This is a genomic window from Albidovulum denitrificans (assembly GCF_002973535.1).
Classification (GTDB): Bacteria; Pseudomonadota; Alphaproteobacteria; order Rhodobacterales; family Rhodobacteraceae; genus Albidovulum; species Albidovulum denitrificans.
This window is the reverse complement of record NZ_PVEP01000001.1, coordinates 336,686-351,495: the sequence shown is the minus strand read 5'-3', so window position 1 is coordinate 351,495 and position 14,810 is coordinate 336,686. Positions and strand designations below refer to the sequence as shown.

At 65.9% G+C, this 14,810-nt stretch carries 12 protein-coding genes; 2 read left to right on the top strand and 10 right to left on the bottom strand.

The features are described 5' to 3' along the window. Positions 1–3: 3 nt before the first annotated feature. From LX70_RS01665 to LX70_RS01640, 6 genes are all read right to left on the bottom strand, one after another. On the bottom strand, positions 4–684 hold the full coding sequence (locus LX70_RS01665; RefSeq protein WP_105512793.1) for a D-lyxose/D-mannose family sugar isomerase: 681 nt from the start codon (positions 682–684) through the stop codon (positions 4–6). Next, positions 681–1,616 (bottom strand): aldose epimerase family protein, encoded by a 936-nt coding sequence (locus LX70_RS01660; RefSeq protein ID WP_105512792.1) that lies wholly within the window; start codon positions 1,614–1,616, stop codon positions 681–683. Before LX70_RS01660 ends, LX70_RS01665 begins: the two co-directional genes overlap by 4 nt. A gap of 4 nt (positions 1,617–1,620) precedes the next feature. Continuing rightward, positions 1,621–2,733 (bottom strand): ABC transporter ATP-binding protein, encoded by a 1,113-nt coding sequence (locus LX70_RS01655; RefSeq protein ID WP_105512791.1) that lies wholly within the window; start codon positions 2,731–2,733, stop codon positions 1,621–1,623. A gap of 3 nt (positions 2,734–2,736) precedes the next feature. Next, complete coding sequence (locus LX70_RS01650; protein WP_105512790.1) at positions 2,737–3,621, bottom strand: carbohydrate ABC transporter permease; 885 nt, start codon at positions 3,619–3,621, stop codon at positions 2,737–2,739. Next, the gene (locus tag LX70_RS01645) at positions 3,618–4,493 is read right to left on the bottom strand and encodes a carbohydrate ABC transporter permease (RefSeq protein ID WP_105512789.1); all 876 of its coding nucleotides are present in this window, start codon (positions 4,491–4,493) and stop codon (positions 3,618–3,620) included. The genes LX70_RS01650 and LX70_RS01645 overlap by 4 nt, the downstream gene beginning before the upstream one ends. Positions 4,494–4,584: 91 nt before the next feature. Continuing rightward, the gene (locus tag LX70_RS01640) at positions 4,585–5,841 is read right to left on the bottom strand and encodes an ABC transporter substrate-binding protein (RefSeq protein ID WP_105512788.1); all 1,257 of its coding nucleotides are present in this window, start codon (positions 5,839–5,841) and stop codon (positions 4,585–4,587) included. Positions 5,842–6,013: 172 nt separating this feature from the next. On the opposite strand from LX70_RS01640, the gene LX70_RS01635 reads away from it, so the two are divergent. After that, the gene (locus LX70_RS01635; protein ID WP_105512787.1) at positions 6,014–7,039 is read left to right on the top strand and encodes a LacI family transcriptional regulator; all 1,026 of its coding nucleotides are present in this window, start codon (positions 6,014–6,016) and stop codon (positions 7,037–7,039) included. Positions 7,040–7,043: 4 nt separating this feature from the next. Here LX70_RS01635 and LX70_RS01630 read toward each other — a convergent pair whose 3' ends face one another. From LX70_RS01630 to LX70_RS01620, 3 genes are all read right to left on the bottom strand, one after another. Next, complete coding sequence (locus tag LX70_RS01630; protein WP_105512786.1) at positions 7,044–8,870, bottom strand: glucosyltransferase domain-containing protein; 1,827 nt, start codon at positions 8,868–8,870, stop codon at positions 7,044–7,046. Next, entirely contained in the window at positions 8,867–9,871 is a 1,005-nt protein-coding gene (locus LX70_RS01625) for a glycosyltransferase family 2 protein (RefSeq protein WP_245884894.1), read from the bottom strand. Before LX70_RS01625 ends, LX70_RS01630 begins: the two co-directional genes overlap by 4 nt. A gap of 715 nt (positions 9,872–10,586) precedes the next feature. Beyond that, positions 10,587–13,064, bottom strand: a complete 2,478-nt coding sequence (locus LX70_RS01620; protein WP_105512785.1) for a penicillin acylase family protein — start codon at positions 13,062–13,064, stop codon at positions 10,587–10,589. Between the two features lie 129 nt (positions 13,065–13,193). Here LX70_RS01620 and LX70_RS01615 point away from each other — a divergent pair, with 129 nt between their 5' ends. Further along, positions 13,194–14,066 (top strand): NAD(P)-dependent oxidoreductase, encoded by an 873-nt coding sequence (locus LX70_RS01615; protein WP_105512784.1) that lies wholly within the window; start codon positions 13,194–13,196, stop codon positions 14,064–14,066. Positions 14,067–14,159: 93 nt separating this feature from the next. On the opposite strand, the gene LX70_RS01610 is transcribed toward LX70_RS01615, so the two are convergent. Beyond that, positions 14,160–14,717, bottom strand: coding sequence for a lipid-binding SYLF domain-containing protein (locus LX70_RS01610; protein WP_105512783.1), 558 nt, complete (start codon positions 14,715–14,717; stop codon positions 14,160–14,162). Positions 14,718–14,810: the final 93 nt, after the last annotated feature.

The following is a 14,810-nucleotide window of genomic DNA, read 5'->3' as shown; positions in this document are numbered from 1 at the left end:
GCCTTAGCCCAGCCAGGTCGCGTAATCCGACACCAGAAGATGCACCGGATCGGTATCCTCGGCGATCTTCGTGTAGCGCGGGATGTCCATCTCGAACCAGTTGTCGGTGCTGTCATCGTTGACGGTAGAGACCTCACCGATCAGCACGTCACCGTTTTCGCCCCAGAAGGCATGCCAGACCGTCGGTGTCAGGGTGACGCTTTCGCCGGGCTTCAGGCGCAGGTGTTCGCCGCCCTTCTGCCGCCTGCGGCTGCCATCGACCAGCACGCTGACCTCGGCGTCGCGGTCGATGGTGCCGTCTTCGCCCGCCATGAAAAGTTCAAGCACCAGATCGCCGCCACCGCGATTGATGATGTCCTCGGTCTTGAGGAAATGGCGGTGCATGGGGGAAATCTGACGCTCGCGGCTGATCATGATCTTTTCGGCATAGACCATGCCGCCGCCGGTCCGCAGGTCGGCGGTCAGGCCGTTGCGCACGGTGAAAAGGAACAGCCCCAGCTCCTCGAACCTGCCCTGACCATAATCGGTGATGTCCCAGCCCATCGCGCGGCGCACGATCTCGCCATGCGGGGCGGCTTTCATCTGATCGGGCGTCCAGTAGGCGAAGGGCGGCAGGACATAGCCGAAGGAGCGGATGAAGCGGTCGGCGGATAGCAGGATTTCGTTGACGTCGGAACGGTTCATGGCCGGGGCTCCTTTGGGCGGCTGGGTCGGCAGTCGATGGCATAGCGGATGATGGTCGGGCGGTCGGGCGACAGGGTCAGGCCCTGACCCGCGGGCGTGGCGTCGAAATGGGCCGCGACGGGTTCAAGCCCGAGGCCACGAAAGCCCTTCAGGCGGGGTTCCTGCCCAAGGCCGGGATTGGCGATCCAGATGAGGAGATGGGGCAGGGCGCTGGCTTCCCATGTCAGGCGGGTGAGGGTGGTGCCGTCGTCGGCCTCCACACCTCCCGCGCAGTTCTGGACAAGGATCAGGTCCTCGCCCTGCCGCCCCGGCTGATCCCAGAGACAGGTGGTGGTGCCATCACGCCGCCGCGCGATGCCGTCGGGGCCGATGGCTTGATCGGGGGCAAGGGAGGCGTTGGCGGGGGCCAGGGATGCGGGCGCGGTGCGGATCGCGCCATGGGCCGCGGGCGTCAGGCGCAGGGTGCCATGGTCGGGAAAGGCCAAGATCGGGTGCAGGCCGACGGGGATCGTGGCGGCACGGGTGGCGTGGATGGTCAGGCTGAATTCCACGCGCGGGGCGTCGTCCGAAAGCGTGACGGTGCGTTCCAGCCGCCGGACCGCGTGGCCCGTGGGATAGTCGATGGCAAGCGTTGCCTGCGCCGGTCCCGCCGCGATCAGATGCCAGTCGGTATCGGTGCCATGCCCGTGCTTGACCGGGTCGGCGGAACTGCGGCCGAAGGGGACACAGGGCCATTCGCCCCCGAGCGCCGTCAGATGGGCGGCGGGTTGCGGGTCCGCCATCGGCGGCAACACGCCCCATGGCGCAGAGGCCAGCGGGCGGATCACCCGCCCGCCGAGATCGAATTCCAGATCGACCAGCGCGCCCGACAGCGCCCGGACGGTCCCCCGTCCGAAACGCGACCGCAGATGGCAAAGCGTTGTGTCCGCCATCGCCCTAACGCAGGCGGACCTGCGTGTCGGGGTCGAAGAAGACCGCGCGGGAGAGGTTCAGCGCGAAGGGTGCCATTTCACCTTCCTTCACCCGCGCGGAGGGCTTCATCCGCGCGGTCAGGGGGGTGCCGTTCAGCACCGTGACGGCAAAGACATCGGCGCCCGCGGGTTCGACCACATCGACAAGGAACTGATCCTCAAGGATTTCCGCCCCCTGCCGGTCGGCGCTGGCGGGGTCGGTCATCGCCTCGGGCCGCAGCCCGAAGATCACCGGCTTGCCGATGCGGGCCTTCATGGCGGCGGAGGCGGGCAGCGGCAGGCGCAGCGCGTCGCCCCCGGCCCGCGTCAGGGTCAGGAAGAGGCCCTTCGCGTCCTCCTCCACCGGCACGGTCAGCATGTTCATCGACGGTGAGCCCATGAACTCGGCCACGAAGACATTGGCGGGGTCGTTATAGATTTCGTCCGGGGTACCGAACTGTTGCAACTCGCCGTCCTTCAGGACCGCGATCTTGGTCGCCAGCGTCAGCGCCTCGATCTGGTCATGGGTGACATAGACCGTGGTCGTGGCCATGCGCAGGTGCATGCGCTTGATCTCTGTCCGCATGTCCACCCGCAGCTTGGCGTCAAGGTTCGACAAGGGTTCGTCGAACAGGAACACCTGCGGATCGCGGACCAGCGCGCGGCCCATCGCCACCCGCTGCCGTTGGCCGCCCGACAACTGGCTCGGCTTGCGGTCGAGGAGTTGGGAAATCTGCAAGAGCTCCGCCACATCGGCCACGGCCTTGTCCCGCTCGGCCTTCGACACGCCGCGCATTTCCATCCCGAAGGCGATGTTCTTGGCCACCGTCATGTTGGGGTAAAGCGCGTAGGACTGGAACACCATGGCGATGTCGCGCTTCGACGGGTGCAGCCCGGCGATCGACTTGTCGCCGATCAGGATGTCGCCCGAAGTAATGTCCTCAAGCCCCGCGATGGTGTTCAGCAGCGTGGACTTGCCGCAGCCCGACGGGCCGACGAGGACAAGGAAACCGCCATCCTCGATCTCGATGTCGATCCCTTTCAGGATCTCCACCGCGCCGTAGTTCTTCTTGAGGTTGCGAATGGTCAGAGAGGCCATGACTTATCCTTTGACCGCGCCCGCCATCAGCCCGCGCACGAAGTAGCGGCCCGACAGGACGTAGACGATGAGGGTGGGAAGGGCGGCAAGGATCGCGCCCGCGAAATGGACGTTGTATTCCTTCACGCCGGTGGAGGAGTTCACGAGGTTGTTCAAGGCGACCGTCATCGGCACCGAGTCGACGTCCGAGAAGGATGCCCCGAAGAGGAAGTCGTTCCAGATATTCGTGAACTGCCAGATGACCGACACCACGATGATCGGCGCCGAGGAGGGCAGCAGGATACGGAAGAAGATGCGGAAGAACCCCGCCCCGTCGATCTGCGCCGCCCGGATCAGCTCGGTCGGGAAGGCGGCGTAGTAGTTGCGGAAAAAGAGCGTCGTGAAGCCAAGCCCATAGACGACATGGACAAGGACAAGCCCCGGAATGGTGCCCGCCAGCCCCAGAACCCCCAGCACCCGCGCCATCGGGATCAACACGATCTGAAACGGGATGAAGCAGGACAAAAGCAGCATCGCGAAGACGATCCCGTCGCCCTTGAAGCGCCACTTGGTCAGGACATAGCCGTTCAGCGCGCCAAGGATGGTGGAGATCGCGACGGCGGGAACCACCATCATGATGGAGTTCAGGAAATAAGGCTTCAGCCCCGTCGCCTGCACCCCGATCTGGGCCTGCGACCAGGCCTGCAACCACGGCTCGAACGTCCAGTGCTGCGGCGTGGCGATCATGTTGCCGCCACGGATTTCGTCCAGCGGCTTGACCGAATTGACGAGCATCACCCAAAGCGGCAGCAGGTAATAGACCGCAAACAGGAACAGCACGACATGGATGATGATGCGCGTGACCGTGTTGCCACGGATCGCGACATCCTGACTGGTGCCGCCGCTCATCTCCGGCCTCCTCTGGACAGTTCGCTGTAGACGTAAGGCACGACGATGGCGAAGATCATCATCAGCATGATGACGGCCGAGGTCGCGCCAATGCCCATCTGGTTGCGGGTGAAGGTGTAGGAATACATGAAGGTCGCGGGCATTTCCGTCGCCCGGCCCGGCCCGCCGCCGGTCATGGCGATCACAAGGTCATAGACCTTGATCGCCAGATGCATCAGCACGACGAAGGCCGACAGGAACACCGGCCGCATCATCGGCACGATGATCCGCGTATAGATGCGGATGCCGGTCGCGCCGTCGATCTGGGCGGCGCGGATGATCTCGTTATCCACGCCCCTGAGACCTGCCAGGAACATCGCCATGACAAAGCCCGAGGATTGCCAGACAGCGGCGATCACCAGCGTATAGATCGCGAAATCGCGGTCCTTGATCCAGGTGAAGGAAAAGCTGTCCCACCCCCAGAGATGCATGATGTTCTCAAGCCCGATACCGGGGTCAAGAAACCATTTCCACGCCGTCCCGGTGACGATGAAGCTAAGCGCCATCGGGTACAGGTAGATCGGCCGCAAGAGGCCCTCGGCGCGGATCTTCTGGTCCAGAAGGATCGCGATCAGAAGGCCCACGACGGAACAGATGACGATGTAGAGCGTCGCGAAGATCGCGAGGTTCACCAGCGCCGTCTTCCAGTTCGTCAGCCCGAAAAGCTTGGCGTAATTCTCGAACCCCACGAAGTCATAGCTCGCCAGCATCTTGCTGTCGGTAAAGGACAAGACGCCTGTATAGGCGATGAAGCCGTAGACGAAGAGAAGGATGACGATGAAGCTCGGCGCAAGCACGAGCCGGGGCAGCCATTGCTGCAAGCGGTCGATCATGTCCCGTTACCTCCCGAAGGGTGTGCCGGCCCCCTCATGCCGGGGCCGGTCAGGCTGCGGGGCCGGGAGAAGGCCCCGCAGGAGGAGGGCGTTACTGCGCCTCGGCGACCGCGTTGGCCAGTTCCGCCGCCGCCGTTTCGGCATCGTATTCGCCGTTGAACTGGGCGGTGACGACGTCATAGACGGCGTTCTTGATCGCCGCCGGGGCGGCATGGCCATGCGCCATGGAGCCGAAAAGCCCGCCATTGCCGTTGGCTTCGGCGAGGTCGGCGATGCCCTTCTTGCCGCAATCGTCAAAGTCGGTGTCAGGCACGTCGGTCCGCGCCGGGACCGATCCCTTGACGACGTTGAAGGCCGACTGGAACACCGGGTCTTCGACCGAGGAGGCCATCTTGGCCTGAGCCGCCTTGGCGTCGGCATCGGTCACGTTGAACATCGCGAACTGGTCGGAGTTGAAGGTGACGGAGCCCTGCGTGCCGGGGAAACGGATGCAGACGAAATCGGTGCCCGGCACCTTGCCGGCCTTCAGGAACTCGCCCTTGGCCCAGTCGCCCATCATCTGCATGCCGGCTTCGTTGTTGATCACCATCGCCGAGGCGAGGTTCCAGTCGCGGCCAGAGAAGTTGTCATCGACATAGGACCGCAGCTTGGTCATGCGGTTGAACACCTCGACCATTTCCGGGCTGTTCAGCGCGGCCGGATCGAGGTCGATCATCGAACGCTTGTAGAAGTCATTGCCCATCGACAGCACGACCGCGTCGAAGATCGTCGCGTCCTGCCAGGCCTGACCGCCATGGGCCAAGGGCGTGATGCCGTTTTCCTTCATCTTGTCGAGAACGGCGACAAGCTCATCCCAGTTGGCCGGAACGCCAAGCCCGGTCGCGTCCAGCGCCGCCTTGTTGATCCAGACCCAGTTGGTCGAATGGACGTTCACGGGCGCTGCAACCCAGTGGCCGTCATATTTGGAAAACTCCTGAAGCGCGCCGGGGATCACCGCGTCCCAGCCCTCGGCCGTCGCGACCTCATCAAGGTTGCCAAGCGCGCCTTCCTTGGCCCAGTCCTTGATGTCGAAGCCCAGCATCTGCACGGCGGTCGGCGGGTTGCCTGCCGTCACGCGGGCGCGCAGCGCCGTCATCGCGGCCTCACCCCCGCCACCGGCGACCGGCATGTCCAGCCATTCGACGCCCTTCTTGGCCAGGTCTTCCTTCAACACGTTAAGGGCCGCGGCCTCACCGCCCGAGGTCCACCAGTGGAGTACTTCCACCTGTTCGGCGGCAGAGGCGACCGAGGTGGTGCCCATCAACGCGGCAACAGCCCCGCCGAGGGCGAGCTTGCGAACGAATGCCATGATTTCCTCCCATTGGTTTATGGCTTTTTAAATCGTTACAAAATCTCTCTTGATGCGGCAAGAGATTTTTGTAACGTTTTATTGCAGTCCCCGAAGGCGGCATTATAGCATGGCGGGACGAAGGTTTCAGCGGGGATCATGGCCCCGGTTTTCGCGGTGAGGGGGAGGGCGCGTGGCAGGCGATATCAGGGAGAAGGAAGGCACCGCACGGACCCGGCCGACCCTGCGCACGCTGGCCGCCGATACCGGCTTTGCGGTGGCGACCGTCAGCCGGGCGCTGGCCAAGGACCCCAAGATCGCCGAATCGACGCGTCAGATCGTGGCCGAGGCCGCCGAACGGCTGGGCTATGTCCCCGACCGCGCGGCGCAACGCCTGCGCACCGGGCGGACCAAGGTCATCAGCCTGATCCTTGACCCGCATCAGGAAATCCTCGGCTTCACCAACGAATTGCTGGCGGGGCTGACCGGCGCGCTGGCCGGGACCGGCTATCACCTGACGGTCTTTCCCCAGGTCGCGGGCGCCGACAGCCTTGCGCCGGTCCTGCATGTCGTGCGCAACAACCTTGCCGACGGGCTGATCTTTTCGCGCACGCGGGAAGATGACAGCCGGGTCCGCTTCCTGCTGGACCGGGGTGTGCCCTTCGCCTGCCATGGCCGAACGACGCTGTCCACGCGCCACCCCTTCGTCGATTTCGACAACCGCGACTTTGCCTATAACGCGGCGATCCGGCTGGCCGATCTGGGCGCGCGATCGCTCTGCATCATCCTGCCGCCTGCGGAATACACCTTCGCCGGCCATCTTCACGCGGGCGTTCACCGCGCGGCGGAGGAGCGCGGGCTGTCCGTCACCATCCCCGACCGGCTGTCGATCGACTCGCCCCCCGAAACCGTCCGCGCCTGGGCCGAGGGGCTGGCCGATGTCCCCGACGGGTTCATCTTTCCCGGCGAGCTGACCTTCCTTGCCGCCACGGCGGGCCTGAAACCGCGCGGCCTGCTGCGCGGGCGGGATTACAACGCCGTCGTCAAGGTCTCCTCGAGCCTGCTTGGCCTGATCGACCCCGAGGTGGACTGTATCTACGAGGATATTCAGGAGGCCGGGCGGCTTCTGGGCGATACGCTTTTGAAGGCGCTTGCCGCCGAAGGCGGGCCGGGGCCGGAGGGCGTGATCTATCCGCCGGGCGTATTGACGGTGAAATAGCCCTTCAGGGCGCGGTCATGTCGGCAACGGCGATGTCCTGCTGCCAGAGCGGCGCACCGTCCCCCCCGCGCAAAGCGACCTCAAGCGTGGAGAGCTTTGGGCTGGCCGGGGCCAGCGCCAGCGTGGCGCAGCGCCCGTCCAGCGGCACGGCAAAGCTCGCCACGCTGAAATTGCGTTCGGGCGCGTAGGGCTGGCCCGCGCTGCGGAAGGCGACGGTCAGCGCCGGATCGTCCGGCCCGGTTGGCAGGCAGGTCGGGCCGACATGGACCATGATCTTCGGGCCAAGGCACAGGCTTTGCCCCGGCAGGCCTGTCAGGGCGGCGCAGCGAAGGTCGTCGGTGAAGGCGGGGAAATTCTCAAGGCAGAGATAGGCCATACCGTTCAGGACAAAGGCCGACCCGTCCGCCGGAAAGGCCCGGCAGGCGCGCGGGCTGGCGGGGAGGGAGGCGGTGTAATGGTCCTGCCCGTAAAGCTCGCGGAAGATGCCGATACTCGGGTTGCCGCCATGAAAGCTCGACCAGTTCGCCAGCGTCCCCCAGTCCAGATCGGGGTTGGTAACGCCACCGACCAGGCGAAAGGGGCCGCCGTCATAGCCGGGCAGGGTGGTGATGCGGGCCTCGATCGCGCGCGCCAGTTCGATATCGCGCTGGCCGGACCGCGCGGTGTCGGACCAGAAGGCGCTGGCGGTCAGGGCGAAGATCATGCCGCCCAGCGCGGCGCCGCTTAACCCCGCGATGCGCAGGACATGGCCGGTAACGGCCATGGTCAGCGTGGCCAGCAGAAGGGCCGCGACCCAAAAGCCGAAATAACCGAAGGCGCGGGCGGGGACGGTGTCGCCCTCATAGGCCACCCAAAAGAGAACCGGAAAGACGAAAAGCGCAAGGCCCAGCCCCAGCCCGATGCGCAGTGGCCCAAGGATGCGGCCGCCCGGCAGTTGCCCCGCCAGCATCCTGAGCGCGGCGACAGCGCCCAGCGCCAGAACGGCCAGCGACAGCATCCCCATGGTGGCGCGCAGCACGAAGGGCAGCGCCATCAGCGTGCCGGTTTGCAGGCTGCGGATCAGGCCGGGCAACTGCCCCAGCTTTGCCGCCATCCCCGCCGCACCCGCGGCCTGAAACCTCTCTGACGCGATGGTCACGCCCTGAAGCGCCGCGTAAAGGCGCCATTCGGCAAGGTAAAGCGCGATGGCGGCGACGGAGACCAGCGCCCCGATCCCCGCCAGCCTGACCGCGGCGGCGAAAGCCACCCGGTCGGCCCTGACCAGCGCCAGCACCGGCACGATCAGCCCGGCGACCGCGAAGGTCTGGTAGATGCCGACGCTGAAGGACAGGAGAAGTGCGGCCAGCGCGGCCAACCCCGCCTGCGCCGCCACGGACCGGCCCCGGCTTTCCTCCACCAGCACGAAGGCGGCGACGGAGAGGAAAAGCGCCAGCGGATAGGCGAAGACGTTCGACGCAAAGGTCAGCGCGTCCGACATGAAGGGATGGTTGACGCCAAGGCCGAAGATCAGCACCGCGCCAAGGCCCTGATACCCCTCAGGCACCGCGCGCCGCGCCAGCAGCCATGCCACCCCGAAAAGGCACGGGAACGCCAGCAGCAGTTGCACCGGCAGCAGGAACCGCTCCCCCAGCAGATCGCGATAGATCAGGTCCAGAAGCCAGCGCCCCTCCACCGCCACCCAAAGCGGCGAGGCGCCGGTCAGGTGGCGCCAGTCGTCGGAATGGTAGCCGTCGTTCGCCACCCCATAGGCGGTCACGGCGACATAAAGCAGCGCCGCCGCCAGAAGGCTGCCCCGCGCTGTCAGCGGCCCTGACCGCCCCGGCAGGGTCATGCCCTCTCCCGCACCGGCTGCGGTAGGGCTACGGCGACGAGCGGCGGCGTCTCAAGCCCCTTGACGCTGTCGACGACGTAAAGCGGGCGCTGCTTGGCCTCATCATACATGCGGCCGAGATATTCCCCGATGATCCCCAGCACGACAAGCTGCACGCCGCCCATGAAGATCACCGCCACCATCATCGAGGCATAGCCAGGCAGATCGACACCAAGGACCACTGTCCTCAGCAGCAGAAAAAGGCCGTAGATCATCGCCACAAGCGCGAAGATCAGGCCGGAATAGCCCGCGATCCGCAAGGGCAGGGTGGAATAGCCGGTGATCCCGTCCAGCGCGAAATTCCACAGCTTCCAGTAGTTGAACTTGGTCTTGCCCGCCGCGCGTTCGGGCCGCCGATAGGGGATGGAGGTCTGGCGGAACCCGACCCAGGAGAACAGCCCCTTCATGAAGCGGTTGCGTTCGCGCAACTGCTTCAGCGCATCGACCACGCGGCGGTCCATCAGCCGGAAATCGCCCGCATTGGCCGGGATGCGCACATTCGACATGCGCCCCAGCGTGGCATAGAACGCCCCCGCCGTCGTGCGCTTCAGCCAGCTGTCGGTGTCGCGCGCCTCACGCACGGCAAAGACGACGTCATAGCCCTCGCGCCAGAGCCGCAGGAAATCCGCGATCAGTTCCGGCGGGTCCTGAAGATCGGCATCGAGAGGGATCACCGCCTTGCCGGTGGCAAAGTCGAGGCCCGCGGTCAGGGCCAGCTCCTTGCCGAAATTGCGCGCCAGGTGAATGACCTTGATCCGCGGATCGGCCTCATGCGCGGCGTTCAGGATCTGGGCCGTGCGGTCGCGGCTGCCGTCGTTGACGCAGACGATCTCATAGCTTTCGCCAAGCCCGGCCATCACGGTTTCAAGCCGCTCGAACAGGATGTGCAGCACGTCCTCTTCGTTATAGGCGGCGATGACGAGGCTCAGGGTCGGGACGGGCAGGGGGGCGGGATCGGTCACGGGGTCACGGCCTTTGACACAAATTCCGCGCGGGCGGCCCGGCCGCCGAAGATCGTGCAAATAGGCGTCGTCATGAAAATCCTTCCGCACCGTCCCCGCGCCAGCCGAGCATAGCGAATTTTTCGTATGGTTGCAGCCCTTTCGCGTCGAAGGCACCACGCGACACCCAGTCGTTGGCGGCAGCACACAGTTCTGCCTCCGGCGCGGAGAAATATCGTTTGGAAACAGGGAGCAAAGTCTCAGCGCGGAGGCGGATTACCTTTTTCGTCAGAAAGGCTTGCCTTTCACGGGCCAGGTGGCGCCCATCAGCACCCGAAGCTGCCGTTCATCCACGCCGCGGCGAACGGCGGCGCTGAGGCCTTCGCAGTCATTCCCTCTTGCCCGGAACCAAGGCGCGTCCCGCGCCGCCGGGCATCGCCCGACCGCCCCACCGGGCGGGCGATACGGCACCGTCTTGCCCCGAACAGCCGTTGGCTGTGGATCTCACCATAAAGTGCTGCCGAACAGCCCGCCCTACGCCCACCCGCGGTCGGGCAATGCCCGGCCTTTCAAACGGCAGAAAAGTCCCGCACAACCGACGCTCATGACCATCGCAGCGAAGGGCCGCTTCGACGTAGGCCGCCAGGTCAGAGGCAATGCTTCTGACGAAAAAGGCGGAACTATCTGGTGCTTTGCAGTCGTTGCACGGGCGCGATATTGTCGCGCGCCCGGCGCCTCAGTTGGCGGCCCGCGCGGCGCCCGCCGGGTGCAGCCGGGTGATCCCCGTCGCCGCCGCCCGCGCCAGCGCCGGGTCCAGCGACATCGGCACATATTCGCCGCGCCGCCAAAGCTCGCTCATATCGTCGTAATAGCGGCTGAGCGGATGGCCCGACTGGCCGGTTGAGATGATGAAGACCGAACTGTCGGGATCGGCGAAATCGTAAACCCCGCGATAGCCCGCCCCGTTGACGTTCATGTAAGGGTCCGGCCCGCGCCCCGAGGTCAGCCCCCGGTTCAGCGTATTGTCGCCGCCGCTGGTCGACTGGCGGATATTCACGATCCATTTCAGCACCGGGAATTTCCCCAACACCTCGTGGTCCTGCATCGCCTGATGCGCATCGCCCCAGCGCCAGCTTTCGACATTGCGCCCGTATTTCTCGGACAACTGCAAAAGCGCGTCGTCCAGCGCCATCCGCGCGATCTCGGTACAGGTTTCCACCGGCGCCGATTGCATGATGTCGCACCAGCGCGCCGCGCCGCCCACGTCACGATAGACCCGCTCGATAAAGAGTGGCTGGACCGAGGTGATGCTGTCCGAAAGCGGCCCAAGCTCATCCCGCAGCAGGCGGGTCTGAAGCGCGCGGACCCAGGCGGCGTAGATCAACGGCTCCGGCAGGTGTTCGTTCATGTCGCCGTCCCATTCGGCCAGAAGGCCCAGCGCGTCCTGCCGCAGCCGTTCCGGCGTGCCTTCGGGCGCGGCCTCGCCCGTGAACCACAGATCGGCGGCGATCAGCGGCAGAAGCGTGCGCGCGGTGGGCGATGTGGTGTCAAGCTGCGCGGCGATGAAGCTTTCGCGGCTATGCACCTCGCGTTCCTGCATCAGCCGGGTCCAGCGCTGCACCCGCTGGGTATCGCCCCAGTCGAAGGTGACATGGCGCGGGAAGCTGCGGTCGATGGTCTTGTTGTTGGTGTTCCCGACGATCCCGCCGGTCGGATCGGTGAAGCGCGGGTTGTCGGCATAGGGCAGGCGCGGCCCCCAGCGGTTCTCCGCCATCCAGCCCAGCGACGGCAACCGCCCCTGGCCCTGCATCTTCGGATCGCGCCCCGGCATGGCGCCGAACATCACCATGGCGATGCCGTCATGATCGGCCATCACCACGTTCTGCGCCGGGGCGACGAAATCCTCACCCGCAGCGATCCCTTCGTCCCGCGTCTTCGCCCGCATCAGTCTGATCGCCGAGGTCATCGAACGGTCCGCCCCGTCAAGTGCCGTCCAGCTTAGCGCCGCGACATGGTTCGGCGGCGTGATGGGGGCAAGGTCGAAATGCGTCCCCGGCAGGACCGGGCCATTATCGGTCCAGCGCAGCGTCACGGTGATCGGCTGCGCGTCCCTGACGGTGATGATCGACTTGCGGGTCACGAACGGCTTCCAACCCTCGGGGGAGCGGTAGCGGGTCGCATCGGCGGGGTTCAGCTCCTCAAGCTTGATGTCCTGATCGTCGGCCCAGGCGGTCGTGATGCCCCAGCCAAGATCGGCATTCCGCCCGGCCAGCACCGCCGGAACCCCCGGTATCGTCGCCCCGATCACCCCGCCCGAGGTCAGTTCCAGCCGCGCCAGATACCACAGCGAGGGCGCCGAAAGATCGACATGCGGGTCGTTGGCCAAAAGCGCGCCCCCGGCGGCCGACCGCGACGGCGCCGCCGCCCAGGCGTTCGAAGCGCCGCCAAAGGGTGCCGCGATGCGCGGCAGGAAGGGCAGATTCTCCCCCCCCAGCGCCGCGAAACTACGCGGCACGTCGGGGACGAGGCTCGCGTAAGGGGGCAGGGCGGCGGTCCCCGGCCCGCTGATCTCCGGCATCAGGTCTTCGGCCCAGCCGGTATCGAGAAGCGACAACCGCGCCCGCAGGACCTCGGTGGAAATCTGCGTCGAGGCCTTGAAGGCCATCAGCTTCAGGATGGCGAGGCTGTCGGCCGGCTGCCAATAGGAAATCTCGTTGTTGAACAGGAAGAACTCCGGCGCGCCGCGCCCCTTGGCCTGGCTGTTCACGATCCCGATCCAGGCGTTCACGCCCTTTGCATAGGCCTCCAAAGCGCGCTGCACGTCGGGGTCCTGCGCCGCCACCGATTTTGTCGCCAGCCCGTAAAGGTCAAGCCGCCGCATCAGCTCATCGGTCCTGACCGTCTCGACCCCGAACACCTCCGAGAGCCGCCCCTGCACGGTCCGGCGCAGGATCGTCATCTGCCAAAGCCGGTCCTCGGCATGGGCAAAGCCCAGCGCGTAATAGACATCCTCATCCGTCGCACCGAAGACATGCGGCACGTCCGCCGTATCGCGCACGATCTCAAGCGGGGCGGAAATCCCCTCCACCTCGTAATCGCCGGTATATTCGGGCAGGGATCGCGAGGCGAAGTAATAGACCAGCACTAGGGCCGCGACGGTCAGGACCGCCATCGCCACGAAGATGCGCAAAAGCCAGCGAAAAGCGGTCAGCATGGTCGAAGCGCCAGATCCCCGTGAGGCTGCGAAAGGCCGCTGAAGCGCCGCGACGGGCGGTTGACGGCCGGGTCAGGGCGGTTAACTAGGACAGTTAGCGAATGGACGCAATGCGCAAGGGGGTTGGCGATGGTGAAGGTGGCATTTCTTGGCTTGGGCGTGATGGGCTTTCCGATGGCGGGGCATCTGGCGGCCAAGGGGCATGAGGTGACGGTCTATAACCGCTCGCCCGACAAGGCCCGCCGCTGGGTGGAGACCCATCCCGGCCGCGCCGCCCCGACGCCCGCCGAGGCGGCGAAGGGCGCGGAGTTCGTCATGGCCTGCGTCGGCAATGATGACGACCTCAGCGCGGTCTGCCTGGGGGATGACGGTGCCTTCGCGGGCATGGACCCCGGCACCGTCTTCACCGATCACACCACCGTCTCCGCCGCCGTTACGCGCGAACTTGAGGGCGTGGCCCGCGACAGCGGCATCGGCTTCGTCGACGCCCCCGTCTCGGGCGGTCAGGCCGGGGCGGAAAATGGCGTCCTCTCCGTCATGTGCGGCGGCGCCGAGGCCGATTATGACCGCGCCGAACCCGTGATCGCCGCCTATGCCCGCATCTGCCGCCTGCTTGGCCCCTCGGGCGCGGGGCAGATGGCGAAGATGGTCAACCAGATCTGCATCGCGGGCCTTGTCCAGGCGCTCTCCGAAGGGCTGAACTTCGCCACCCGCGCGGGCCTCGACATCGAGGCGCTGGTCGAGGTCATCAGCCAGGGTGCCGCCGGCTCCTGGCAGATGGCCAACCGCCACAAGACCATGGCCGAGGACAAGTTCGACCACGGTTTCGCCGTCGACTGGATGCGCAAGGATCTGGGGATCTGCCTGAAAACCGCCGATGAGATCGGGGCAAGCCTGCCGGTCACCGCGCTGGTCGACCAGTTCTACAAGGACGTGCAGGCGATGGGCGGCAACCGCTGGGATACGTCAAGCCTTATCGCACGGCTGCGCAAGCCCGACTGATCGCGCTTCTTCGTTGCCGAAATACTCCGGGGGTCGTCCATTGGTGCGCCATTGGTTCAAGCCCAATGGACGACGGGCTGGCCCCCGCCCGCTTCACGGAATGATACGGGTGTATTTCGTCCCCTTGACCGTCGCCCCGGCGATGAACCCGGACTGGCCGAAGACGAAGCCGATCACCGGCGCCAGTGAGGTCGTGGTATCCACCCCGGCCGCGCCGCCGCGATCGGGCAGGGCGTAGACGACGTCCGCGCCCGCTTCCCAACCCTCGGCGCGGCGGAAATCGGCCAGCGCGTCGGGCGTCATGAAGAACAGCGCATGGGCATATTGCTGGGCGCCGACCTGAAGGCCCCAGCTTGCCTGCGTCGCGGAATAGTAATCCACCGTCACATCGTTGATCCGCAGCGCGCCCTGGCCATAGGCGCCGCCGAAGATGAACCCGGCCTCGGTCACCAGCGGGATGTAGAGGACCCCATTGGCCTTGCCCATCAGCTCGGCCACGCCCGGATAGCGGCTGCGCAGGTAATCGCGCGTCGCATCGACACGGGCGTCAAGCTTCGCCGCGCCCTGGCTGCCGATCCCGTTGCCGCAGGCGGCAAGCCCCAGCAAGGCGCCGCCCGAAAGGACCATACCCCTGCGCGAAATCGTGTTCATCTGAAAGCCTCCGCTCTGACCTCGCCCGGCCTTTTGCGGCCGGTTCACCACTATCTATAGGTCAGTCGTCACGCCCTGTCATTACCTGTTGTG